Origin of the sequence: Streptomyces sp. NPDC014891 (genome assembly GCF_043081085.1) — a bacterium.
Taxonomy (GTDB): Bacteria; Actinomycetota; Actinomycetes; order Streptomycetales; family Streptomycetaceae; genus Streptomyces.
The window spans coordinates 660,737-684,233 of sequence record NZ_JBIBWF010000001.1 but is presented as its reverse complement, the minus strand read 5'-3'; the positions used below and the strand labels follow the sequence as shown (position 1 = coordinate 684,233).

The 23,497-nt window shown below is 74.1% G+C and carries 19 protein-coding genes; 9 read left to right on the top strand and 10 right to left on the bottom strand.

Features of this window, described 5'->3' with window-relative positions; all coding sequences use genetic code 11:
• Positions 1-186: 186 nt before the first annotated feature.
• Entirely contained in the window at positions 187-621 is a 435-nt protein-coding gene (locus ACF09E_RS02805; protein WP_392203524.1) for an ATP-binding protein, read from the top strand.
• On the opposite strand, the gene ACF09E_RS02800 is transcribed toward ACF09E_RS02805, so the two are convergent.
• Complete coding sequence (locus tag ACF09E_RS02800; RefSeq protein ID WP_392203523.1) at positions 615-1,070, bottom strand: STAS domain-containing protein; 456 nt, start codon at positions 1,068-1,070, stop codon at positions 615-617. The genes ACF09E_RS02805 and ACF09E_RS02800 overlap by 7 nt on opposite strands.
• A 144-nt stretch (positions 1,071-1,214) precedes the next feature.
• Between ACF09E_RS02800 and ACF09E_RS02795 the strand changes: the two genes are divergently transcribed.
• A complete protein-coding gene (locus tag ACF09E_RS02795; RefSeq protein WP_392203522.1) occupies positions 1,215-1,760 on the top strand; it encodes a helix-turn-helix transcriptional regulator in 546 nt (181 codons plus the stop codon).
• A gap of 34 nt (positions 1,761-1,794) precedes the next feature.
• Here ACF09E_RS02795 and ACF09E_RS02790 read toward each other — a convergent pair whose 3' ends face one another.
• From ACF09E_RS02790 to ACF09E_RS02760, 7 genes are all read right to left on the bottom strand, one after another.
• Positions 1,795-2,160, bottom strand: coding sequence for a MazG-like family protein (locus ACF09E_RS02790; RefSeq protein WP_392203521.1), 366 nt, complete (start codon positions 2,158-2,160; stop codon positions 1,795-1,797).
• 78 nt (positions 2,161-2,238) lie between these two features.
• Complete coding sequence (locus ACF09E_RS02785; protein WP_392203854.1) at positions 2,239-3,609, bottom strand: DEAD/DEAH box helicase; 1,371 nt, start codon at positions 3,607-3,609, stop codon at positions 2,239-2,241.
• A 329-nt stretch (positions 3,610-3,938) separates the two neighbouring features.
• A complete protein-coding gene (locus tag ACF09E_RS02780) occupies positions 3,939-4,142 on the bottom strand; it encodes a cold-shock protein (RefSeq protein WP_015031667.1) in 204 nt (67 codons plus the stop codon).
• A 214-nt stretch (positions 4,143-4,356) separates the two neighbouring features.
• Entirely contained in the window at positions 4,357-5,139 is a 783-nt protein-coding gene (locus ACF09E_RS02775; protein WP_392203520.1) for a DUF817 domain-containing protein, read from the bottom strand.
• Positions 5,140-5,286: 147 nt separating this feature from the next.
• Complete coding sequence (locus ACF09E_RS02770; RefSeq protein ID WP_392203519.1) at positions 5,287-6,732, bottom strand: glyceraldehyde-3-phosphate dehydrogenase; 1,446 nt, start codon at positions 6,730-6,732, stop codon at positions 5,287-5,289.
• Positions 6,733-6,808: 76 nt separating this feature from the next.
• Positions 6,809-7,840 (bottom strand): serine hydrolase domain-containing protein, encoded by a 1,032-nt coding sequence (locus ACF09E_RS02765; RefSeq protein WP_392203518.1) that lies wholly within the window; start codon positions 7,838-7,840, stop codon positions 6,809-6,811.
• A 119-nt stretch (positions 7,841-7,959) separates the two neighbouring features.
• Positions 7,960-9,735 (bottom strand): VanW family protein, encoded by a 1,776-nt coding sequence (locus ACF09E_RS02760; RefSeq protein WP_392203517.1) that lies wholly within the window; start codon positions 9,733-9,735, stop codon positions 7,960-7,962.
• Between the two features lie 179 nt (positions 9,736-9,914).
• Here ACF09E_RS02760 and ACF09E_RS02755 point away from each other — a divergent pair, with 179 nt between their 5' ends.
• The 5 genes from ACF09E_RS02755 to ACF09E_RS02735 all read left to right on the top strand — a co-directional run bounded on the left by ACF09E_RS02755 (position 9,915) and on the right by ACF09E_RS02735 (position 17,909).
• Positions 9,915-10,676, top strand: a complete 762-nt coding sequence (locus ACF09E_RS02755; protein WP_392203516.1) for an IclR family transcriptional regulator — start codon at positions 9,915-9,917, stop codon at positions 10,674-10,676.
• A gap of 45 nt (positions 10,677-10,721) precedes the next feature.
• Positions 10,722-11,051, top strand: coding sequence for a putative quinol monooxygenase (locus tag ACF09E_RS02750; RefSeq protein WP_361856927.1), 330 nt, complete (start codon positions 10,722-10,724; stop codon positions 11,049-11,051).
• A 189-nt stretch (positions 11,052-11,240) separates the two neighbouring features.
• Complete coding sequence (locus ACF09E_RS02745; protein ID WP_392203515.1) at positions 11,241-12,275, top strand: LacI family DNA-binding transcriptional regulator; 1,035 nt, start codon at positions 11,241-11,243, stop codon at positions 12,273-12,275.
• 151 nt (positions 12,276-12,426) lie between these two features.
• Entirely contained in the window at positions 12,427-17,136 is a 4,710-nt protein-coding gene (locus ACF09E_RS02740) for an aminotransferase class I/II-fold pyridoxal phosphate-dependent enzyme (RefSeq protein ID WP_392203514.1), read from the top strand.
• Entirely contained in the window at positions 17,136-17,909 is a 774-nt protein-coding gene (locus ACF09E_RS02735; protein WP_392203513.1) for a class I SAM-dependent methyltransferase, read from the top strand. The genes ACF09E_RS02740 and ACF09E_RS02735 overlap by 1 nt, the downstream gene beginning before the upstream one ends.
• On the opposite strand, the gene ACF09E_RS02730 is transcribed toward ACF09E_RS02735, so the two are convergent.
• Positions 17,888-18,982 carry a glycosyltransferase family 4 protein gene (locus tag ACF09E_RS02730; RefSeq protein ID WP_392203512.1) on the bottom strand — a complete coding sequence of 365 codons (1,095 nt, stop codon included), beginning with the start codon at positions 18,980-18,982 and terminating at the stop codon, positions 17,888-17,890. The two genes, ACF09E_RS02735 and ACF09E_RS02730, sit on opposite strands and share 22 nt — an antisense overlap.
• Positions 18,983-19,497: 515 nt before the next feature.
• The gene (locus tag ACF09E_RS02725) at positions 19,498-20,310 is read right to left on the bottom strand and encodes a glycosyltransferase family 2 protein (protein ID WP_392203511.1); all 813 of its coding nucleotides are present in this window, start codon (positions 20,308-20,310) and stop codon (positions 19,498-19,500) included.
• 164 nt (positions 20,311-20,474) lie between these two features.
• Here ACF09E_RS02725 and ACF09E_RS02720 point away from each other — a divergent pair, with 164 nt between their 5' ends.
• On the top strand, positions 20,475-22,316 hold the full coding sequence (locus tag ACF09E_RS02720) for a glycoside hydrolase family 15 protein (protein WP_392203510.1): 1,842 nt from the start codon (positions 20,475-20,477) through the stop codon (positions 22,314-22,316).
• 76 nt (positions 22,317-22,392) lie between these two features.
• Positions 22,393-23,463, top strand: coding sequence for a phosphatase PAP2 family protein (locus ACF09E_RS02715; protein ID WP_392203509.1), 1,071 nt, complete (start codon positions 22,393-22,395; stop codon positions 23,461-23,463).
• Positions 23,464-23,497: the final 34 nt, after the last annotated feature.

Here is a 23,497-nt window from a genome sequence, read left to right as displayed (position 1 = left end):
AGGGCCCCCACAGGCCTGTACCCGCTCTCGCCCTGCGCAACCGGTGAGACGGATGGGGACACTGGAGGAATTGCGGGGGAATGTGAGCGGCTCATCGGGGCAGGGGCCCGTTGGACGCCCGGGGGAGGGGCTGGTGGAACGGGCGGGACGACGGCCGGGGCGGGCGAGGACCGAGTGGGAGTGCCAGTGACCACAGGACATCGAACGGGATCCTCCACCTCGTACGCGGAACGGCCCGTGCTGCCGCGGGACGCCTCCGAGGCGCGCGCCTGGGTGGCGGAGGTGCTGGCGGGAGGCGCGGCCTCGACGGGCGGTCCGCCGTCCGCCACAGCGGTGGGCGACGCGCTGCTCGTGACGTCCGAGCTGGTGACGAACGCGCTGCGGCACGGGGGCGGCCTCACCGGATTCCGTGTGGAGGTCGACCGGGACGCGCTGGCGGTCACCGTCGCGGACGCGAGCCGCGAGCTGCCGCACGTGCGCCGGAGGCGGGCGCAGCGGGTCTCCGGACCGGGCGAGGGCGGCTTCGGGTGGCCCCTGGTCAGGCTGCTCGCCCGCGGGATCAGGCTGACCCTGCCGCCGGGCGGCGGGAAGATCATCGAGGTGCGGCTGCCGCTTCACTGAGACCGGCCCCTCTCCGGCGGGGAGAAGAGCCCTCCCGTGCCGGTCAGCAGGAGCAGGCGGGCCATCCGCGGGCTCGTGGGTCCGAGGGTGAACGGGGTCCGGGGGGCGGGGGCGGCGCGCCCGGCGAGGCTCCGGTGCCGGGAGGCCCGTGCGGCGTGCGCGTCCCACGCGGCCCGGGCGGCGAGAAAGGCCCGCAGGCCCGCGCAGTCGCAGAAGGTGACGCCGCCGAGGTCGAGCCTGATGCCCTCGGGGTGGCGGTCCAGCGCGGCGCGCAGGATCCGGTAGAGGCGGGGCGCGCCGGCGCTGTCGATCACACCGCCGACGGCGACGGTGCCGTCCGGTGTGGTCTCCACGGTCATCCGGGTGCCCGCGCGGGTCGCGGGCGGCAGGGCGCCGTGGTCGTCGGCGAGCGCTCGCGGAGCGGTGGGGCTGTCGGGAAGGGGGTGCATGGTGAACTCCCGCGTCCGGCCGAACCTCAGTCGGAACTCGACATTTCGTATCAATCCTCTCGTCTTGCAGATAGCACGTCAACAATCACATGAGATGAATTTCCGGTCTTGCGGCTCGTGAAAGGGGGGTCGCACAATGGGGGTATGAGCGACAGCTCCGGTGAGCGTCCGTCGTGGACCTTTTTGACGAACCACGCCCGGGTGCTCGTGGTGATCGCCCGGGACCCCGGCGTCCGGCTGCGGGACGTGGCCGCGGCGTGCGGGGTCACCGAGCGGACGGTGCAGGCGATCGTCGCCGACCTGGAGGCCGCCGGGTACCTCACCCATGCGCGCGAGGGCCGGCGCAACCGCTACCGGCTCGCCCCCGGCAAGCGGTTCCGTCACCCCCTGGAGGGCGACTACGAGATCACCGGTCTGCTGGACCTGCTCAAGGCCGCCCCGCGTAACGGCGGGACACCGGCGCGCGAGGGCGCGGCCGAGACCGTCCTCGGCTCCCGCCCCGACGTAACCGCCCCTGATGACGTCCCCCGCCCCGGCATCACCGGCCCCGAGCCCGGCTCCCGACCCGGCGCGGCCGAGACCGACGCGGACCTCGCGTCCCCCGCGGCCGCGTCCGACGCCGACCTCGCGTCCCGCCCCGGCGCGACCGTCGCCGACGGCCTCGGTCACCCCGGGGCGACCGACCCCTGACGGGACGCCCGCGCCTCCTGCCCGGCGGCGCCGCTCAACGCGGCGCGGGCACCGGCCCGCCCTCGGGCGGGCCGGGGAGAAAACGGGCCGACTTACGGGCGAGGACCGAGGCGAAGAACTCCGGTGCGTCGTCGGGACGCATCCGCGCGAGGGCCACCATGCCCGTGACCACGGCGTCGACCACTTCCTCCTGCACCTGCTCCCAGTCGTGGCTGCGGCCCTTGCGCGGGTTCACCGCCCGTACCCCGATGACGGCCTGCGCGGCCTCGCCGACCTCCTCCGCGAGCTTGAGGACCTGGAGCGACCACTGCTCCTCCGCCGAGATGCCCCGCTCGGTGTCGAGCGCCGAGAAGCGCACGGCGAGCGAACGGATCGTGTCCCACGGGTCGTCGTCCCTCACGGGGTCTCCTCTGCTGCGCTGCCGGCGGACGCGGTCCAGGGCCGGCCGGACGCGTTCCCGGGCCGGCCCCGGGGGAGCCTACTTGCCCCGGCGGATGCGCGCGGCCTGCCTCGCCTCGGCCGTCTTGCGGGCCTCGGCGGCCTTCCGCGACTCGTTCTTGGCGCGTCCCGGGCGGCCCGGGACCGTGCCCATGCCGCGGAAGGCCGCCCCGCCGCGCTTGACGCCCTCCTGGCTCGCCGCGGCTCCGTCGACGGGGATGCCCGAGGGGGTCCGGGCGCCGGTGATGCGGCTCAGGGCGGCCTCGCCCGAGCGGACCTGGGTGACCTGGGGGCGGATGCCCGCGTCCGCCATCAGCCGGGCCACCTCGCGCCGCTCCTCGGAGGTCACCAGGGTGACGACCAGACCGGACTCCCCGGCGCGCGCGGTGCGACCGCCGCGGTGCAGGTAGTCCTTGTGGTCGGCGGGCGGGTCGACGTTGACGACGAGGTCGATCGCGTCGACGTGGATGCCGCGCGCCGCCACGTTGGTGGCGACGAGGACCGGGACCTCGCCGGACCGGAAGCGGTCCAGGGTCCGGGTCCGCAGGGGCTGGGACTTCCCGCCGTGGAGTGCGGCGGCGCGCACGCCGCTGCCGAGGAGGTGCCTGGTGAACCGGTCGACGGCCGCCTTCGTCGCCAGGAACATGATGACCCGCCCGTCGCGGGCGGCGATCTCGGTGGCGGTGGCGAACTTGTCGGGCCCGTGCACGTGGAGCACGTGGTGGTCCATCGTGGCGACGGCCGCCGCCGAGGGGTCGACGGAGTGGACGACCGGGTCGCTGAGGTACCGCTCGACCAGGAGGTCCACGTTGCGGTCGAGGGTGGCGGAGAACAGCAGCCGCTGGCCCTCCGCCGGCACCAGGTCGAGGAGCGCGGTGACCTGTTCCGTGAACCCCATGTCGGCCATCTGGTCGGCCTCGTCGAGGACGGTGGCACGCACCCGGTCGAGCCGGCAGTCCTTGCGCTCGACCAGGTCCATGAGGCGGCCCGGCGTGGCGATGAGGACCTCGGCCCCGTCGCGCAGCGCCGTGGCCTGCCGGCCGATCGACATGCCGCCGACGACGGTGGCCAGTCGCAGCCCCAGGGCCCGTGCGAACGGGTCGAGCGCGTCCGTCACCTGCTGGGCGAGTTCGCGGGTGGGGACCAGGACGAGCCCGAGCGGCCTGCGGGCCTCGGCGCGCCGTCCGGCGAGCCGGACCAGCAGGGGGAGGCCGAAGGCGAGGGTCTTGCCGGATCCGGTGCGCCCGCGTCCCAGGACGTCGCGGCCCGCGAGGGCGTCGGGCAGGGTGGCGGACTGGATCGGGAACGGCGTGTCGACGCCCAGCCGGGCCAGGACCTCGTGGACCGCGGCCGGCAGGTCGAGTGCGGCGAAGGTCGCGGCGGGCGGCAGGGCTGGCGTGCCGGCCGGCAGGGACGCCCAGACGTCCTCGGCGTGAGTGCCGCGCCCGGCCCGGTCGGTCCGCCGGGCGCTCGTCGTGTCGTGCGTGTCGTGCGTGTCGTTCACGGGTCGGGTCCTCCTCGAAACGGTGCGCTTCGAGGAATTCGCGTGGGGCCGCGGGCCCGATGAATTACTGGAACGAACCGAATGCCACGGGCGTGCGGTTCCGGCCGTGCCGAGGGGATGAAATCGGCGGCCGGTCGGTGAATGGCCCGGGAAATGTGGGAAAAGTCTGGAAAATGCGACGAGCCGGGGCCCTCACCACACGGGTGAGGACACCGGCTGCGTCGGACGTGTCAACGTCAGGCGGGGAGGATGTTCTCCGCCTGGGGGCCCTTCTGGCCCTGCGTGACGTCGAAGGTCACCTTCTGGCCTTCCTGGAGCTCACGGAAGCCCGAGGTGGCGATGTTGGAGTAGTGGGCGAACACGTCCGGGCCGCCACCCTCCTGCTCGATGAAGCCGAAGCCCTTTTCCGAGTTGAACCACTTCACGGTGCCGTTGGCCATGTCATTTCTCCTTCGGGGCGTAGCCCAGGGGGCCGCACTGTGCGGACCCCGGAGTCGCCGTGATGATTGCCCCGTTCGGAAAACTGCACCGAAAACAAAGAAAGTGCCTGACGATGTCGAATCGTCAAAGGCACTTGTAAGCTTCTTTGGGAACCACAACTGCAACTGTCGTCGACTGTACCACGGCCCCTGCAGCGGTGCACGGAATTGCTCCTCAATTCTCGTGTCGCGTCTCCTGCCGGACCGAGCGGGAGGACATGGCGAGGACGAACGTGACGGTCATCAGCAGGGCCCAGGCGCCGAACTTGGCGAGGGACACCGGCTGCCAGCCGTCCAGTTGGTGCGGGTAGCTCCAGGCGCCGACATAGGTGGCCGCGTTCTCCGCGACCCAGAGGAAGAATCCGATCAGGACGAACGACAGCGCCAGTGGCATGCGGTGGTCCCGGTCGCCCACCCGGAACCGCACCCAGGTGCCGGCCGTGGCCAGGAGGAGCAGTCCGGCCAGGGCCCAGCGGGCGTCGGGCAGCCAGTGGTGGCTGAAGAAGTTCACGTACACGGCGGCGGCGAGCGCGGCCGTCACCCGCGGGCGGTAGCCGGTCAGCCGCAGGTCGAACAGGTGCCGGGCCCGGCAGACGTAGCTCCCGAGGGCCGCGTACAGGAATCCGCCGTACAGCGGCACCCCGCCGATCTTCGTCAGGGCCTGCTCCGGGTAGCTCCACGAGCCCATCCGCACCTTGACCAGTTCGAAGAGGAGCCCGGTCGCGTGGCAGGCGGCGATCACCGCGATGTCCCGCCCGGTGTCCCATCCGACCTTCCAGGCGACGACGGTCAGGGCGATCCCGTACAGCAGCAGGAGGTCGTACCGGGCGATCGGCAGCTCGGGCAGGACGGATGACACGGCGATCCCCCCGACGAGCGCGACGGCGAAGGCGCAGCACCGCACCTCCAGCAGCGCGAACCGCAGGAGCTGGCGTATTCCGGCCGTGAGCGTGTCCATGCCGGGAGGGACGCCGGGCGGCGGCGGGCGGTTTCGCCCGGTGGGCGGGGCCGGGCGCCGGGCCTCCGCGGCGCGGGCGGTGGAACGGCGACGCGCCGCACCTCCCGGGGAGGTGCGGCGCGCGGTGGTGCCGGGGGCGTCCGGTGATCAGACCGCCGGGACCGGGAAGGTCGGGTACTCCACGCCGGAGACGTGCTGGACGACCCGGATGACCTGGCACGAGTAGCCGAACTCGTTGTCGTACCACAGGTAGAGGATCGCGTTGTCGCCGTCGACCTTGGTCGCGCCGGCGTCGACGATCGACGCGTGGCGCGAGCCCACGAAGTCCATCGAGACGGCGTCGGGGGCCGTGGTGAAGTCGATCTGGCGCTTGAGCGGCGAGTGCAGCGAGACGTCGCGGAGGTACTCCAGCACCTCGTCGCGGGTGGTCTCGCGGCCCAGGCGCAGGCTCAGGATGGCGATCGAGACGTCCGGGACGGGGACGCGGATCGAGCTGCCCGTGATCGGGGCCTTGAGGTCCGGCAGCGCCTTGGCGACGGCCGAGGCGGCACCGGTCTCGGTGATCACCATGTTGAGCGGCGCGGAACGGCCGCGGCGATCCGCCTTGTGGTAGTTGTCCAGGAGGTTCTGGTCGTTCGTGAACGAGTGGACCGTCTCCACGTGGCCGCGCAGCACGCCGTACTCGTCGTCCATCGCCTTGAGCGGCGGCACGATCGCGTTGGTGGTGCAGGAGGCGCACGAGAGGATCTGCTCGTCCGGCTTGATCGTGTCGTGGTTGACACCGTGCACGATGTTCGGCACGTCGCCCTTGCCGGGCGCGGTCAGGACGACCTTGTCGATGCCGGGGCGCAGGTGCTTCGACAGGCCCTCGCGGTCGCGCCACTTGCCGGTGTTGTCGATGAGGATGGCGTTCTCGATGCCGTACGCCGTGTAGTCGACCTCGGAGGGGTCGTTGGCGTAGATCACCTTGATCGTGTTGCCGTTGGCGACGATCGTGCTGTTCGCCTCGTCGACCGTGATCGTGCCCTGGAACTGGCCGTGGATGGAGTCCCGGCGCAGCAGCGAGGCGCGCTTCACGAGGTCCTGCTCACCGCCGCCGCGGACGACGATCGCGCGCAGGCGCAGACCGTTGCCCGAGCCGGACTTCTCGATGAGGAGGCGGGCCACGAGGCGGCCGATGCGGCCGAAGCCGTAGAGGACGACGTCGCGTCCGTCGCGGCGCTCGATCTTGTTCTCGCCGGTGGCACCGGCGACGGCCTCGGCGGTGAACTCCTCCACCGTGAGACCGCGGTTGTCCGTCTTGTAGTCCGCGGCCAGCACGCCGATGTCGATCTGGCAGGGGCCGAGGTCGAGGGTCGTCAGCGTCCGGAGGAAGGGCAGCGTCTCGACGACCGAGAGCTCCTCGCCGGCGATCTGGCGGGCGAAGCGGTGGGTCTTGAGGATGCTGACCACCGACTTGTTCACCAGGGAGCGGCTGTGGACCAGGACGGTGATGTCCTGCTCCCGGTGCAGCTTCCCGATGATCGGGATCATCGACTCCGCGATCTCCTCGCGGTTCTTCCAGCTGGTGAACGAGTCGTCATTGACAGTCACAAGTTTATCTTTCGAGCTAGGCGGCGCTCATATGCTAACCCCCGCCCCGTTTGATCGATCAAGAGGGTGGCGAAGGTCACGGGAAGGCCAGCCTCCGGAACACCTCGCGGGCCCTCGCCAGCGGACCGGGGTCGCGGGTCAGGTGGAGGCGGTTGGTGAGCAGGACCGCCCAGCGGCCCCGGGTCGGCGAGACCCACATGCCCGTGCCGGTGAACCCGAAGTGCGACCAGACGTCGTCCCCGGGCTCCGTGTACGGGGCCGGATGCCAGGACAGGCCCCGGGGCGGTTCGAGCCCGCCGGTGCGCACCCGCAGCGATCCCGCCGTCCACCCGGGCGAGAAGGTGCCGGGCCGCGGGGCCAGCAGGTGGCGGAGGAAGCCGCCGACGTCCCCCGCGGTGGTGAACACCCCGGAGATCCCGCAGGCGCCCCCGAGGAGCCGGGTCGAGAAGTCGTGCACGGTCCCCTTGAGGTGCCGGCCGCTCTCCTCGTCGTACTCCGTGGGCGCGCACCGCTCCCTGAGGGCGGCGGGCAGCGGACCGTACCGGGTCTCCGCCATCCCGAGCGGCGACCAGACCAGGTCCCGCGCGAGCCGGGGGAGCGGGCGGCGGGTGAGGTGCTCGGCGAGGTAGCCGAGGATCAGGGCCGCGCGGTCGGTGTACGCGACGGCCTCCCCGGGCCGGTGCCGGAGCCGCTCGGCGAGGACGCCGTCCCGCACGTCCTGCGGGTCGGATCCGTACAGGTGCCGGAGGTTGGCGCGGAGCGGCAGGCCCGCGGTGTGGGTCAGGAGGTGGTGCGCCGTCACGTCCGCGAGCGGCCGGCCCGCCGCCTCGGGCCAGTAGTCGCCCAGGGGCGCGGTCAGGTCGAGCTTGCCGGCCTCGACGAGGACGCCGGTGACCGCCCAGACCGAGAGGATCTTGGTGAGGCTGGCGACGTCGAAGAGGGTGTCGTCCCGCATCGGTCCGCCGGGGTCCGCCGGGTCGAGCAGGCCGACGGCCCCGGCGGACAGGGTCGTCCGGGCGTCGCCGACGGCCCACACCATGCCGGGACAGACGCCCGCGCGCACGGCGTCGGAGAGGAGCCGCTCGAAGGGGTCGCTGCGCTGCGCCAAGGCGGGCCTCCGGACGGTTGAGGGCGGCCCTGGCCTGGTGGGCCGTGCTCCGGAGTCATGCCCCGGCGGTGCGGGAAGACACCCTTCCGGCCCTCCGTCTCCCGCCGGACGTCAGCCGGTCACCCGGCGTCCGCCTCCTTGTCGGGCTCCTCGACCGGCTTGCAGGTGACCTCGTCGCGGGGGGTGTAGTGGGTCTTGAACGTCTCGCGCTTGACCTCGGCGCCGTCGTTCTTGAACACCCGGTCCACCGAGATGTCGAAGCCCTCCAGCGGCGGCTGGGGCACGCAGGCCTTGCCGGTGCCCTCGGCCTTCGCGGGCTTCGTCAGGTTGGTGCGCTTCCCGGCGACCGCCTCCACGGAGTCGTACTGCTTCGTCCCGAGGAAGCTCACGGTGACGGACGAGTCCGTCGCGTTCGCCTTGATGTAGATCGGCTTGCCCGAGTCGTTGCGGAACTTGAGGTCGAGCGAGCCCCAGGCGACGGTCGCCTCCCGGCCGGCCGGGTAGCGCTCGATGTAGAAGGAGTGGGCGCCGTACTCGACCGGCTTCACGCCGGCGAAGAACATGGCGTTGAAGACGGTGGTGGCCATCGCCGAGACGCCGCCGCCGGGCGCGGAGCGGTACTGCCCGTCCAGGATCATCGTGCCGTCGACGAAACCGTTGTCCGGGGTGCGCTCGCCGACGGTCTTGTTGAAGCTCCACACCTCGCCAGGTCGCACGAGCGAACCGTTGATGAGCTCGGCGGCGCGGCCGATGTTCGTCGTCCGGTACGGGGCCGTCGGGAAGTTCACCGTGAACGACGACATCTGCTCGGTGATCCCGAGGCGCGCCAGGGACTCCGGGGTCAGCTCCGGCTGGGTGACCTTCGTGGCCACCGGGGCGGTGCGCGCGGCGTCGCCGGACCGGGTGAGCAGCGGGCGGACGGCGTCGCCGAGGGCCTTCGCGGTCACCTCGTGCCCCGGTCTGCCCTCCGTCTCGACATAGGCCTTGCCGTCCCGCACACCGAGGGTCGCCTCGACGGGCGCGCCCGTCAGGGCGGAGATCGGGTCGGCGACGTCCGGGTCGCGCAGCAGCGCCTCGGCGTCGAGGGCGGCCGTGAGCCGGCCGGCCTCGTTCTTCACGGTCAGGTGGTCGCCGAGGGTGGCGGCGGAGATCCGCAGCCGGTCCGCTCCGGCGGTGAGCGTCACCGGGCCGGAGACGGCCGGCTTCGCGTACGTGTCGAGGAAACGGGTCACCTCGGCCGCGGGCAGCTTGGGCTCGGTCAGGGCGACGGGGAGGGCGACGGGAGCGGCACCGGTGGTGGCGGGGTAGGCCGCGCGCAGCGCGTCGACCGCCTTCCCGGTGTCCAGCTTCTGCCCGGTCACGGGCCGGGTCTCGACCGCCTTGCCCGCGCGGAAGGCCACGGACCCCTCGCGCACCGTGCGGTCGCTCTTCCGGGCCAGCTCCGCCACGGTGGACTTCGCCTTGTCCGCGTCGTACGCGAGGACCGGCTCGATCTCGCGCTCGCCGGACGAGAAGAGCCGCCCGATGACGGTGAACGGGTCGCGCGCCGGGTCGGCCGCCAGCTCGGCGGTCTTCGCCACGTCCACGGTGAGTCCGGCGGACGCCGGGGCGATCGTGGAGGCGCGGTCGCCGACCCGCACGGGTATCGGCGCGCTCCACGCGGCCGGTGCCTCGGCCGCCAGCCTGGCCTGGGCCTCGGCACGGCTCATGCCGCCGATGTCCACGCCGCCGACCCGGGTGCCGGCGGATATGTCGTCGCCGGTGGCGACGAGCCCGGCCACGTACAGGCCGCCCGCCGCGACGGCGACGACGCCGGCCGCGATCGCGGCCGTCCGCAGACGCGGACGGCGCCCCTGCGGGGGCGTCGGGGCATGGTGGGTCGTGGAGCGGGGCACACGCTCTCCCGTGGCGTCGAGGAACAGGGGAACACCCGACGGTACGCCGAAAGAGTGTCTTATGCACATAAGGGTGGTTTGACCTGCGGAGATACCGAGAGGCCCGAAGGGGTCGCGGAGAGTCACCGCCGGGCCTCCGGGCGTCCCACCCTCCGGCCGGGCCCGCCTAAGCTGGAGCGATGCCCGCCCCGCCCCCGAGCCCCGGTCCCCGGTCCGTCGACCGGGCCCTCGCCGTTCTCGACGCCGTCGCCGACGCCGACCGGCCCGTCGGGGCGAAGGCGCTGGCCCGACGGCTCGGCTGCGCCCTCTCGACCGTCTACCACCTCACCGGGCCCCTGCTCGCCCGCGGCTTCCTCGTCCGCACCGCCGAGGGGTACGCCCCCGGGCCCCGCGTCCCCGCCCTGCACCGCTCCCACCAGCGGCACCACGGGCTGGGCGCCGGCACCGGCGAACTGCTCGGCCGGCTGCGGCGCGCCACCGGCGCGGAGGCCTACCACACCGCCTACCGCGACGGCCTGATCACCGTGGTCGACACCACCGCCCCCGTCACCGACGCCGCCCACCCCTTCGTGCCGGGCCCCGAGCAGCGCGCCCACGCCACCGCCCACGGCAAGGCGCTGCTGGCCGCCCTGCCGCGGCCGCTCCGCCGCCGCTACCTCGCCGACCACGGGATGGCCCGCTTCACCGAGCGGACGATCACCACGGCCGAGCGCTTCGAGGCCGAGGTGGACCGGGTGCGCGAACAGGGCGTCGCCGTGTCCGTGGGCGAGGCGGACCTCGCGTACACCTGCCTCGCCGTCGCCCTGCCCGAGCGCGGCGACGGCATCGTGCACGCGCTCTCCGTCTCCCTGCCCACCGCCGACTTCCCGCGGCTGCAGGGCGGCATCCGGGCCGCCCTCACCAGGGCGGTACCGGAGTTTCCGGCCCTGCCGGAATCCTGACCGGGCCGACTGGCCGGCCCGGCCCGGGCGGCGCAGGCTGGCCCCATGATCTTCATCGCCGTACGTTTCACCGCCCGCCCCGACCACGCCGACCGCTGGCTCGACCTGGTGGCCGACTTCACCCGCGCCACCCGCGAGGAGCCCGGCAACCTCTTCTTCGACTGGTCGCGCAGCGTCGACGACCCGAACGTCTTCGTCCTCCTGGAGGCCTTCGCCGACGCCGAGGCCGGTGCCGCCCACGTCGCCTCCCCGCACTTCACGGCCGGCCTCGACGCCATGGCCGGAGCCATCGCCACCACGCCCGAGATCATCAACGTCGAGGTGCCGCAGCAGGGTTGGGGCGCGATGGCGGAGCTCTCCCCGACCGCCTCCTGAGCCCGCACCGGCCGGGCCCCCACCCGGCCCGCCCGCAGCCCGGCCCCGCACCGGACCGGCTCCCGAGCCTCCCCGGCGCCCGGTGAACGCGTCCCGCGAGCGTCCGCGGCGCCCCACGGATCACTCCCGCCCCGCCTGATAGGTTCGCGTGCACACGAAGGCGGGGCGGGCGGCCCGAGGGGAGCGCACATGGCGGTGAGCGGGCGGCAGACCGGCAGGCCCACCCTCGAGGAGGTCGCGGCCCGAGCCGGCGTCGGCCGCGGCACCGTGTCCCGGGTCATCAACGGCTCCCCGCGGGTGAGCGAACAGGCCAAGGCCGCCGTCGAGCGGGCCGTCGCCGAGCTCGGCTACGTCCCCAACCGGGCCGCCCGCGCCCTCGCCGGCAGCCGGACCGACGCCGTCGCCCTGGTGATCCCCGAAACCGAGGCGCGGCTCTTCGCGGAGCCGTACTTCCTCGACATCATCCGCGGAGTGAGCAGCGAACTCGCCGACGCGGACAAGCAGTTGCTGCTCACCCTGATCCGCAGCGAGCAGGAGCGGCAGCGCTTCGAGCAGTACCTCGCCGCCCAGCGCGTCGACGGCGTCCTGCTCGTCTCCGTGCACGCCGCCGACCCGCTGCCCGACCAGGTCCGCGCCCTCGGCCTGCCCGCCGTCCTCAACGGCCGCCGCACCGAGGACGAACCCGTCGCCTTCGTCGACTCCGACAACACCGGGGCCGGCCGGGCCGCCGTCGCCCACCTCGCCGAGCGCGGCCGGCGCGCGATCGCCACGATCACCGGACCGCTCGACATGTACGTGGCCCGCTGCCGCCTCGACGGCTACCGCGAGGGCCTGGCACAGGCCGGACTCGACGCCGGCGAAGAGCTCGTCGCCACCGGCGACTTCACCGAGGAGGGCGGCCGGCAGGCCATGCGGCGGCTGCTGGAGCTCCGACCGGACCTGGACGCCGTCTTCGCCGCGTCCGACGTCATGGCGGCGGGCGCGCGCGGCGTCCTGCGCGAGGCGGGACGCAGGGTCCCCGAGGACGTGGCGCTCGTCGGCGTCGACGACTCGGCCGTCGCCCGGCACATGGACCCGCCGCTGACCAGCGTCCGCCAGCCCATCGAGGAGATGGGCCGCACGATGGCCCGGCTGCTCCTCCAGGAGATCGCCGAGCCCGGCGAACCGGCCGAGCAGCCCCGCCGGATGCTCCCCACGGAACTCGTGGTCCGCGCCTCCTCCTGAGCTCCGCCCGCCCGCACCCCCTCCGGGCGCGCCCGCCGCGCCGAGATGCACGGCCCCCGAGGGCCCCGGAGAATGGACACCGTACGGGGTCCCCCCACGACAAGGGCGCTTCCGACGGCGTCCGTCCGACCCGGCAAGGGGGCGGTCGACGATGTCGCTGCGCCAGCCCGACCGGCCGCACACCGCGACCGGGGCACTGCGCCGCTGGACCCTGCTGTACCTCCTGGCCGTGGCCGGACTGACGGTCGCCTACCTGGAGTTCCCGGAACGCCACACCACCCTGTGGGCTCTCATCGGCCTCAGCGGAGTCGTCGCGATCCTCGTCGGCGTCCGCCTCCACAAGCCCTCCCGGCGCTGGCCCTGGCTGGTCCTCGCCGCCGCCAACCTGGCCTTCGTGGGCGGCGACACCGCGTACAACGCCCTGGAGGCCTTCTTCGGCCAGACCAGGCCGTTCCCCTCCGTCGCCGACGCCCTGTACCTCGCCACCTACCCGCTGTTCGCCATCGGCCTGTTCGGCTTCATCCGCTACCGGGCCGTCGGCCGCGACCTCGGCGTCGTCCTCGACGCGCTCATCCTCACCTCGGGCCTCGCCCTGCTCTCCTGGGTCAACCTCATCACCCCGCTGGCCAGGAGCGAGGACATGAGCTGGACCGAGAAGGCCATCTCCATCGCGTATCCCCTGGGGGACGTGCTGATGCTGGCCATGCTGGCCCGGCTCCTCGTGCCCGGCGGCCTCAGGTCCCGGTCCGTGCAGCTCCTCGCTCTCGGCACCTGCGGGATCCTCGCCTCCGACGTCATCTACGGCACGCTCCAGCTGCGCGGCACCTGGCAGGTCGGCACCCCCTGGGACCTCGGCTGGGTCGTCTTCTTCACCGCCTGGGGCCTCGCCGCCCTCCACCCGTCGATGACCGGCCTCACCGAACGCGCGCCCGAACCCGCGCCGCACGTGGCCGAGCGGCGCCTGGCCCTGCTCGCGGGAGCCTCGCTGGTCGCCCCCGCGCTGCTCCTCTTCCAGTCCCTGCGCGACGACCGTGACCAGGACATCGCCGTCATCGCGATCTTCTCCGCGCTGATGTTCCTGCTGGTCCTCGCCCGGCTCTGGGGCATGATGAACGACCACGGCAAGGCCGAGGCGCGCGAGCGCAGCCTCCGCACGGCCGCCGCCTCCCTCGTCGCCGCCCTGAGCCCCCGTGAGGTCGCCGGGGCCGTGGAGACGGCGTCCGCCACCCTCTTCGGCCCCGGCACCGGGCACCGGACCCTCCTGCTCACCCGGGACCGCCGCGGCGGTCTCTCCGGGGTGGCCACCGCCGGCCACCCCTGGAGCTGCCGGACCGACGAGCTGACCCGGCCCTCGACCGCGGTCCGCGGGGCGCCGCCCGGGCGGCCACCGGCGGGGCCCGTGCCCCCGGGAGGCGGCACCGGCCCCACCGCCGCCGGACCCGCCCCGACCTCCGCCGGACCCGCCGCCCCGACCCTGCCCGGAACCACGTCGGCGCCGTCCGCGCACCCCGGGCCGGCGGACGGGGCGAGCGGGCCCGGGACCCCCTCCGGCGCCCACCCCGCGGACCCGTCCGGCACCCGGCCCGAGCAGCCCGGGTGCGTCTGGCCCGAGATCCTGTCCGACGGCACCCGGCTCCTGCCCGTGTCCCGGCTCGACCCGGCCGTCGCCGCCGAGCTCGCCCCCGAGCCGTACGTCCTCCTCTGCCCCCTGGAACTCCAGGCCCCGGCAGGCCCCGAACCGCTCCTCGGCGTGCTGCTCATCGCCGGCCCCGAGAAGAAGCTCGCGGAGATCTCCGGCCCCGCCCAGTCCCTCGCCTCCCAGGCGGCCCTCGCCCTCGAACGCTTCGCCCTCAGCGAGGAGGTCAACCGCCGCACCAGCGAGGCGTACTTCCGCACCCTCGTGCACAACACCTCGGACGTCATCCTCATCGTCGACGACGACGACACCGTCCGGTACGCCAGTCCCTCCGCCGAGACCCTCTTCGGCCGCACCCTGCTCCCCGGCACCCCCCTCACCGACCTCGTCGCCCCCGCCGACACGGCCGCCGCGCTGCGCGTCCTGGCCGACGCCCGTACCCGCTCCGCGGTGGACGCCCGGGACGACTGGAAGCTCCTCCACGGCGGTTCGGCCGACCTGGAGGTGGAGGTCCGCGTCAGCAACCTCCGCGACGAGCACACCGTGCACGGCCTCGTCCTCACCCTCCGCGACGTGACCGAGCAGCGGAAACTGGAACGCGAGCTGACCCACCGGGCGTTCCACGACTCGCTCACCGGGCTCCCCAACCGCGTCCTGCTCCTGGAACGGGTCGAGCGCGCCCTGCTCCGGGGCCGCCGCGAATCCACCCTGACCTGCATGCTCTTCGTCGACCTCGACGACTTCAAGGTCGTCAACGACACCATGGGGCACTCCGTCGGCGACGAACTCCTCGTCGCCGTCGCCCGCCGCCTCACCTCCGTGCTGCGGCTCACCGACACCGCGGCCCGGCTCGGCGGCGACGAGTTCGCCGTCCTCATCGAGGGCGCGCGCGAACCCCGCGACGCCGAGGCCCTGGCGGCGGAGATCGTGCACACCCTGAGCCAGCCGTTCCACCTCGCCGACGGAGCCGTCTCCGTCTCCACCAGCGTCGGCGTCGCCACGGTCCTCGACAGCGCCCACGCCGAGGAACTCCTCGGCCACGCCGACCTCGCCCTGTACGCGGCCAAGGCCGCCGGCAAGAAGCGCTGGCGGCTGTTCCACCCCGAGTTCCACTCCCGGCTCGTGGCCCGCCACGAGCTCCAGGCGGGCATGGACACGGCCATCGCCGAGCACGCGTTCGCCCTGCGCTACCAGCCGATCGTCGAGGTGAAGGACGGCGCACCGGCCGGCCTCGAAGCGCTCATCCGCTGGCCGCACGCCCGCCGCGGCATGGTCCCGCCGGACCAGTTCATCGCCCTGGCCGAGGAGAGCGGCCACATCATGCCGCTCGGCGCCTGGGTGCTCGAACACGCCGCGCTCGACATCGCCCGCTGGCAGCGCGGCCGCTCCCGGAAGTCCCCGCTGTACGCCAGCGTCAACGTCTCCGCCCGCCAGTTCCGCGACCCCGGGTTCCTCGAAGGCGTCCGCCGCACCCTGCGCTCCTCCGGGCTGGAGCCCGGCTCCCTCGTCCTGGAGCTCACCGAGAGCGTCCTGATGCGCAGGGACGCCCAGATCAGGACCACCATGGCCGCCCTGAAGGACCTGGGCGTCTCCATCGCCATCGACGACTTCGGCACCGGGTTCTCCTCGCTCAGCTACCTCCGCGAGTTCCCCATCGACGTCCTGAAGGTCGACAAGTCGTTCATCGACAACATCACCACCGACCCGCAGCAGGTGGCCCTGGTGGAGGGCATCGTGCGCATCGCCGACGTCCTCGGCCTCCAGGTCGTCGCCGAGGGCATCGAGCACGAGGAACAGCGTGCCCTGCTCGCTGACATGGGCTGCCGCTACGGGCAGGGCTACCTCTTCGCCCGCCCCATGACCGCCCACCAGGCCGAGTCCTATCTGCACCGCGCCCCGCCGTCCGGAGCGCGCCCGCCCGCCCGGCCCGCCGTCCGCCCCGCCGCCCGGGCGGCCCACCCGCCGCGCCCGTCCCGCTGGCGCGACCTCGAACACCTCCACCGCACCAGCCGCATGTGCGACGCCGTCATCGACGAGGTCGACGGACGCCGCATCAGGGTCGGCGACGACTGGCTCATCGACTTCGCCTCCTGCAACTACCTCGGTCTCGACCTCGACCCGGCCGTCATGGACGCCATCGAGCCGGAGGTCAGGCGCTGGGGCACCCACCCGAGCTGGTCCCGGCTCATCGGCAGCCCCCGCCTCTACCCCCGGATCGAGGAGCGGCTCACCGAACTCCTCGGCGCCTCCGACACCCTGCTGCTGCCGACCATCACCCTCATCCACCAGTCGGTCATCCCGCTCCTCGCCGGGACCGGACAGGTCTTCGTCGAGGCGCAGGCCCACCGCACCGTGTACGACGGCTGCGTCGCGGCCCGCGGCCAGGGCGCCGAGATCCACCGCTTCCACGCCGACCGGCCCGACGAACTGGAGGCGCTGCTCCGCGGCGCGCCCGGTGACGCGAACCGGCTCATCTGCATGGACGGCGTCAACAGCATGACCGGCAACTTCCCCGACCTGCCCACCCTGGCCCGGATCTCCCGCGAGAACGGGGCCCTGCTCTACGTCGACGACGCCCACGGCTTCGGCGTGATCGGCGAGCGCCGCCCCGGCGAGACCAGCCCCTACGGCGCGCGCGGCAACAGCATCGTCCGCCACCTCGGCGAGACCTACGACGACCTGGTGCTGGTCGGCGGGTTCTCCAAGGCCTTCTCCTCGCTGCTCGCCTTCCTCGCCGTACCCAAGTGGCTCAAGGACCACCTCAAGGTGGCGGCGGCCCCCTACCTCTACTCCGGGCCCTCGCCGACGGCCTCGCTCGCCACCGCCCTCGCCGGCCTCGACGTCAACGACGCGCGCGGGGACGAGATCCGGGCCGCGCTCCACCGCATGACGGCCCGCGTCCTCGACCACGTGCGGGGCCTCGGCATCGCCACCCCCAACATCGACGGACTGCCGATCGTGGAGATCCCGCTCGCGGACGCGGACGACCTCGACGCGGTCGCCGCCTTCCTGTGGGAGCGCGGCATCTACGTGACGCTCGCCTCCTACCCCCTCGTCCCGCGCGACCAGGTCGGCTTCCGCGTCCAGGTCACCGCCGCCAACACCGACGAGGAGATCGAGGTGCTCTGCTCGGCCCTCACCGAACTCGCCAGCCGCTTCTCCCTCCGGCGCGCCGACGCCCCGCACCCCTCCTCGGTCGCGGCCGGCCGGACCCCGGAGCGCTGATGGGCACCGTCCGGGCGCGCCGCAACCGGGACGCCGACTGGGACGTCTGGCCCGTCGCGGACTACCTCGCCGAGAACTACCGCCTGCTGCACCCCTGCGACATCGGCGTCATCCACCACCACGCCGCCGTCTACCGGGACTACACCCCCGGCAGCCTGGCCCGCACCCTCGAACTGGGCGCCGGCCCCAACCTGTACCCGCTGCTGCTCGCCGGCGCGGCGAGCCGCCGGGTCGACGCCCTCGAACCGAGCGCCGCCAACCTCCGCTATCTGCGCCGGCAGCTCGACGAGGGCCCGGACGCCAGCTGGCGGCCCTTCTACGCCCTGTGCCGCTCCCTCGACCCCGCCCTGCCCGAGAGCTGCGCCGAGGCGCTCCGCCCGGTGCGGGTGGTGCCGGGCTCCGTCGACGACGTCGTCCCCGGCACGTACGACCTGGCCTCGATGAACTTCGTCGCGGAGAGCGTCACCGAGGACTTCGAGGAGTTCACCCGCTTCTGCGACGCCTTCGTCCGTGCCGTCCGCCCCGGCGGACGGCTCCTCGCCGCCTTCATGGCACGGATGCCGAGCTACCGCATCGGCGCGGGTCCGGTGTGGCCCGCCTGCCCGGTCGACGAGGACGTCCTGCGCGTCGTCTTCGCGCCCCGTACCACCGGACTGCGGATCGACCGGGTCGCCAAGGACCCGACGCTGCCCGAGTACGGGGACACCGGCATCCTGCTGCTCACCGCCGAGCGGCCGGCCGGCCCCGGCGGTCACGACAGCAGCTCGCGGTAGAGGGACGCGTACCGGGCGGCGAACCGCTCGGGGCCGAAGTGGTCCTCGACGAGCGCCCGGCCCCGTTCGGCGAGCACCTCCCAGGAGCGCGGCCGGTCGAGCAGCCAGGCCAACTGCTGCCCGGTGCGGCGGTCGTCGCCCGTCGGCGCCCGGAGCACCGCGTTGCCGAGATCGGCGAACCGGGGGAGGTCGCTGAGGATCGCCGGGCGTCCCGAGGCGAGCGACTGGAGGACGGTCAGCGGGATGTCGACCTTTCCGCCGAGGGCCGTGGGCGGGAACAGCAGGACGTGGACGGTGGCGAGCAGTTCGTGCATGTCGTCGACGTAGCCGCGCACCTCGACGTCGCTGAGCCCCGCCGCGCCGGCCCGTTCCCGCAGGGCCTCGTCGAGCATCGCGCTGTCCTGCCCCGGCCGGCCGCGCATCGCGAGCACCAGGCGGAACCGCGCCCCCGCCCGTTCGGCCTCGGCGGCCGCCGCGATGGCCGTCTCCGCACCGCCCCGTGGGTCGTGGCGCCCCGCGAACAGGACGACCGGGAATCCCCCGGGGCGGGGGAGGTACGGCCACTCGGCCAGGTCGATCATGGGCGGGATCACCCGTACGTCGCCGAAGTGGGAGGCCCTCAGCCGCCGGGCCATCGACTCCGACAGGGCGACCGTCGTCCCCAGCGGGCGGACGCGCCGCAGGGAACGGGTGTCCGGCACCCCGGGCACGGTGTGGACGACCGGCCCCCCTCCGAGGAGCAGGGGACGCAGCCACGAGAAGGCGGGGAAGGCCCGTCCGACGCCGAGGAAGGCGTGCACCAGGTCGACGCGCCGGGCCCACACGGTGGAGGCGAGCGCCGCCTGGGCCCGCTCGGGAGGGTGCGGCAGCCCGCCGCGGGACAGGACGCGGACGGGACGGCCCCGCTCCGGCCGGAGCAGCCCGCGGGACGGCCACTGGGAGAACCAGACGAAGTCCACGTCAGGGAGGGAGTCGAGGACGTCGGCGGCGAGCCGCACCTCGCCTCCGTCCGGCCCGTCCAGCGGACCGGCGGTCAGCAGCAGGACGCGCGGGCGCCGCTCAACCCGGCGCATCGCCCGCCCCCGCCCTGCCGGCCAGGGAAGCGGCCTCGGCCCCCGCCGCGGGCATCGACTCCGCGCTCCCGGTGCCGACGGCACGGCACGGCAGGACGGCGGCGCCTCGTCGTGGTGCCCCGGCCGGCGCGTCCCCGGATCCGGCCGGCCGGTGGCCGCGGCCGCGCCGCGCGGTGCGCGTGCGGGCGTGGACGGCGCGGGCGCGGCGGCGGCGGGCGGACCCCCGCGGCCGGCACGCGCGGCTCCGGGGCGGCGGGGAGGCGGCGGTGATCCGGTCGGCGGCCCGGCGGCCCGGACGGGCGGTCGGGCGGGGCGCGCGGCGGCGGTGGTGCGGGCGGCGCCGGACGTCCGCGAACGGCCAGTCGGTCACCCGCCGCAGAGGGTGCGGCCCGGGGACCGCCGGCGTCCGGTCGAACTGGCTGGAGGTCACGACGTGCCTCTTCCGGCAACCGACCCTGCCGAGGGTCTGTCCTGAAACACTGCTCGTTCCAGCCTCTGTCCCCCCAGGACGTTCGTCAACCGGAACGCCCGCCGGGGGAGCCGCCCGGAGCGGGCCGTGCGGCGGGGCGCGAGCGCCGCGCGTGCGCGAGGCGCGACACGGCGTTGCGCGGCCGCTCCTCCAGCAGCGTGCCCAGGATCCGCGTCCCGTCGCGGAGGGTGCTCAGCCGGGTCGGCTCGTGGGGGCGCGGGCGTTCGAGACTGGGCACCTCCGCGACGCGCAGACCGTAGTGCAGGGCGTGCGCGACCAGTTCCGCCCCCATCTCGACCCCGTCCTCGCGCAGGTCGAGCAGGTCCACGAAGGGGCGCCGGAAAGCGCAGAACCCGTACCAGAGATCGGTCAGGTGCTGGCCGTACAACCGGTGGGCGACGCGCAGCAGCGCCCGGTGACCGAGCCGCCGCGAGAGCGGGTAGTCGGCGAAGTCGCCGCCCGCGATGAAGCGCGATCCCTTGACGAAGTCGTAGCCGCTCTCCAGGTAATGCAGATAGTGCGGGATCTCGTGCGGCGACATGCTGCCGTCGGCGTTCATCAGCACGACCAGGTCGCCGGTCGCCGCGAGCAGTCCCGCGTGCGGAACGTCGCCGCGGGACGCGTCCCACGCGCCGAGGCCGCGCACGGTGAGTCCGGGGCGCACCTGCCGCTCGCCGGGCGGGCCGCCGACGACGACCACGTCCCCGACGCTCGACGGCACCTGATCGAGCAGCAGGCCGAGCGCGGGCCCGGGTTCCGCGCGGCCGGGGCGGACCGTGAGGACGAGGCTCACCGCGCGCCTGCCGGAACCGGGCCCGTGGTCGGTCGAGCGGCGCAGGGGGTGCGGATCTCTACTCATGGGTACGGCCTTCCGCGCGGAGAAATGCGCGCATTTCAGAATCCTGCGCCCGGCTGACCGCGTCAAGAAATGCGGATGGATATGCGGATGGATATGCGGAGACCTCCGCATCGATGCCCCGCGCCCCTTCTGCGACGGCCTGCGTTCCGGCATAGAATCCGTTCATGGCAGGGCGAATTGAGGACTACGCCCTCGTCGGTGATCTGGAGACCGCTGCGCTCGTGGGGACCGACGGGTCCGTCGACTGGTGGTGCGCGCCGCGTTTCGACTCACCCGCGTGCCTGGCGGCCCTCCTCGGGGATCCGGGGCACGGCCGCTGGCTCCTCGCCCCCGTCGGCGGAACCCGCTGCACGCGCAGGAGTTACCGGGGCGACACGCTCGTCCTCGACACGGTCTGGGAGTCCCTCACCGGAACCGTGCGCGTCACGGACTTCATGCCCCCGCGCTCCCCGAGCGAGGACGCGGCGCGCATCGTGCGCGTGGTGGAGGGGATCGCCGGACGGGTCGACGTCCGCAGCGACCTGACCGTCCGGTTCCACCACGGGAGCATCGTGCCCTGGATCCGCTCGGTGGACCCCCGCACCGTCGCCTGGGTCGCCGGACCCGACGCCGCCTACCTCTCCTGCGGGCCCGGTGCCGAAGCCGTCGTCACCCCGGGCCGCGCCACCGCCGACTTCACCGTCACGGCCGGCCGGCGCGTCGCCTTCTCCCTCGGCTGGCGCCCTTCGCACGCCCCCGTACCCGCCCCCGCACCGCCCGCCGACCTCGACGCGGCCCTGGCCCGGACCCTCGCCCTGTGGAACGACTGGGCCGACGCGCTCCGTTACGAGGGCCCCGCCCGCGCGGCGGTCATCCGCTCCCTGCTCACCCTGAAGGCCCTCACCTACGCCCCCACGGGCGGAATCGTCGCCGCCGCCACCACCTCGCTCCCCGAGTCCCTCGGCGGGCAGCGCAACTGGGACTACCGCTTCTGCTGGCTGCGCGACTCCACCTTCACCCTCTCCTGCCTGCTGCGCGGCGGATACCGCAGGGAGGCGCTCGCCTGGAAGGACTGGCTGGTCCGCGCCGTCGCGGGCGATCCCGCCGACCTCCAGCCGCTGTACGGGGTCGAAGGGCAGCGGCAGTTGCCCGAGACGCACGCCGACTGGCTTCCCGGCTACGAGGGTTCACGCCCCGTCAGGTTCGGCAACGCCGCCGTCGACCAGTTCCAGCTCGACATCTACGGTGAGGTCCTCAACACCGTCTACTCGGCCGTCCGGGCCGGCGTCGCGCTGGACGCCCCGGACTGGTCCCTGGTCGCCTCGCTCCTGGAGTACCTCGGCAAGCGCTGGCAGGAACCGGACGAGGGCATCTGGGAGGTCCGCGGCCCGCGCCGCCACTTCGTGCACTCCAAGGTCATGGCCTGGGTCGGCGCCGACCGAGCCGTGCGCCTCGCCCGGGTCGCCGGACTCCGCGGCTCGCTGGGCCGCTGGCAGGCCCTGCGCAACGAGCTGCGCGCGGAGATCTGCGCCCGCGGCTGGAGCGACGAGCAGCAGTCCTTCACCCAGTACTACGGGAGCCACCAGGTCGACGCCACCGCCCTGCTGATCCCCCGGCTCGGCTTCCTCCCCGCCGACGACCCCCGGGTGCTCGGCACCGTCCGGGCGATGGAGCGCCTCGACGACCACGGCTTCCTGCGCCGCTACGGAGACGTGCGGGACGGCGGGACGCACGACCTCGACGACCTCGGCGGCACCGAGGGCGCCTTCGTCGCCTGCACGTTCTGGTACGCCGACGCGCTCGCCATGACCGGCCGCACCGACGAGGCCCGCGCGGTCTTCGAGCGGGTGCTCGGCGTCCGCAACGACGTCGGCCTGCTCGCCGAGGAGTGGGACCCGGTCGCCGGCCGCCAGCTGGGCAACACGCCGCAGGCGCTGAGCCACGTGGCGCTGGTGAACACGGCGTTCACGCTGTACGGCACCCGGCGCCGCGAACGTCCCGGTCCGGGCCGTCTCGCCGTGGCGTGACCACGCCCGCTCCGGGGCCGCTTCGTTCGGGTGCGTCCAGCGGGCGGGGCCGCCGCGCGTGGGTTCGAATCGGGTCATGGCTTCCTACGACAGGCCCCGCGCGGGCGGCTCCCCGAGGCCGCTGGAGACCAGTGCCACCTGGTGGTACGCCGCTGTGGCGGGCGAGGCCGCCGGATCGTTCAGCGCCCGGGTCCGCACCCGGATGCGGCGCGGCTGCCTCGGGGCCGTGCTCCTCCTCACCGTGGTCTACGCCGGACTCGTCCTCACCGCGACCGGCCGTCGCTGGGGCGACGCGGCCATGACCGGCCGGCGCGCCGACGGCGTCGCCGTCACCCTGCTCCGCGAGCACCCCTCGCTCACCGGGCTCGGCACCCTCTCCCTGGTCCTCGGCTGCGTGCTCCTGCTCGCCCTCGGGCTGATACGCAGGCGGTACGCCCTCACCGGTCTCGCCGCCGGCGGAGTCGTCACCGCCCTCGCCGTCACCGGGCTCCTCCAGCGGTACGCCCCCCGCCCCCGGGCCGCCGACGCCGGAGGGCTCCTGTCCAGCGGCTTCCCCAGCGCCCAGACCACCCTCGCCCTCGGCGTCGCGTTCGGTCTGGCCCTCGTCGTCCCCTACCGGCTGCGCAGCGTCGCCGTCGGCGCCGGCACGCTCTGGGCCGTCGCCGTCGGCGCCCACACCATCGCCGACGGCCGGCACCGCCCCGGCGACGTGATCGCCGCCGCCCTGGTGGTGCTCGCCGTCGTCTGCGGCCTCCTCGCCCTCCTCGCCCGCAAGGGCAAGGTGCGCCCCGGGGCCCGGCGGGGGCCCGCCGCACCCGGCCTCCCGGTCACCGTGCCGCTCGCCCTGATCACCGCCGCTGGGCTCGGCGCCGGCCTCTGGCTCCTCGGCGACACCCTCGCGCTGCCGGCCACCGCCCCCTACGACCCGGCCGAGCTCCGGCTCGCCCACCGCTGCGGCCAGGCCCTCGCCGCGGGCGTGGCCGCCGCCGTCGGCCTCGTCCTGCTCGGTCTGCTCCGCCGCGTCGACATCGAGGGCGCCCCCACCCCGTACCGCCTCGGCGGACCCTACGCCGAGGCCGCCGGCGCACCCGCCGACGCCGAGGTCGTGGGGCCCTTTACCGAGGACCTCGATCACGAGATATCTTGATGTCGAGCAATCTCGCAGACGCAGACGTGGAGCG

Bases quoted from the DNA above. Each gene is read 5' to 3' on its own strand.
- ACF09E_RS02755 (WP_392203516.1), top strand. From the start codon at position 9,915: ATGCCCGCCCCGCCCCCGAGCCCCGGTCCCCGGTCCGTCGACCGGGCC.
- ACF09E_RS02795 (WP_392203522.1), top strand. From the start codon at position 1,215: ATGAGCGACAGCTCCGGTGAGCGTCCGTCGTGGACCTTTTTGACGAAC.
- ACF09E_RS02745 (WP_392203515.1), top strand. From the start codon at position 11,241: ATGGCGGTGAGCGGGCGGCAGACCGGCAGGCCCACCCTCGAGGAGGTC.
- ACF09E_RS02735 (WP_392203513.1), top strand. From the start codon at position 17,136: ATGGGCACCGTCCGGGCGCGCCGCAACCGGGACGCCGACTGGGACGTC.
- ACF09E_RS02730 (WP_392203512.1), bottom strand. From the start codon at position 18,982: ATGCGCCGGGTTGAGCGGCGCCCGCGCGTCCTGCTGCTGACCGCCGGT.
- ACF09E_RS02775 (WP_392203520.1), bottom strand. From the start codon at position 5,139: ATGGACACGCTCACGGCCGGAATACGCCAGCTCCTGCGGTTCGCGCTG.
- ACF09E_RS02800 (WP_392203523.1), bottom strand. From the start codon at position 1,070: ATGCACCCCCTTCCCGACAGCCCCACCGCTCCGCGAGCGCTCGCCGAC.
- ACF09E_RS02750 (WP_361856927.1), top strand. From the start codon at position 10,722: ATGATCTTCATCGCCGTACGTTTCACCGCCCGCCCCGACCACGCCGAC.
- ACF09E_RS02715 (WP_392203509.1), top strand. From the start codon at position 22,393: ATGGCTTCCTACGACAGGCCCCGCGCGGGCGGCTCCCCGAGGCCGCTG.
- ACF09E_RS02780 (WP_015031667.1), bottom strand. From the start codon at position 4,142: ATGGCCAACGGCACCGTGAAGTGGTTCAACTCGGAAAAGGGCTTCGGC.
- ACF09E_RS02725 (WP_392203511.1), bottom strand. From the start codon at position 20,310: ATGAGTAGAGATCCGCACCCCCTGCGCCGCTCGACCGACCACGGGCCC.
- ACF09E_RS02720 (WP_392203510.1), top strand. From the start codon at position 20,475: ATGGCAGGGCGAATTGAGGACTACGCCCTCGTCGGTGATCTGGAGACC.
- ACF09E_RS02740 (WP_392203514.1), top strand. From the start codon at position 12,427: ATGTCGCTGCGCCAGCCCGACCGGCCGCACACCGCGACCGGGGCACTG.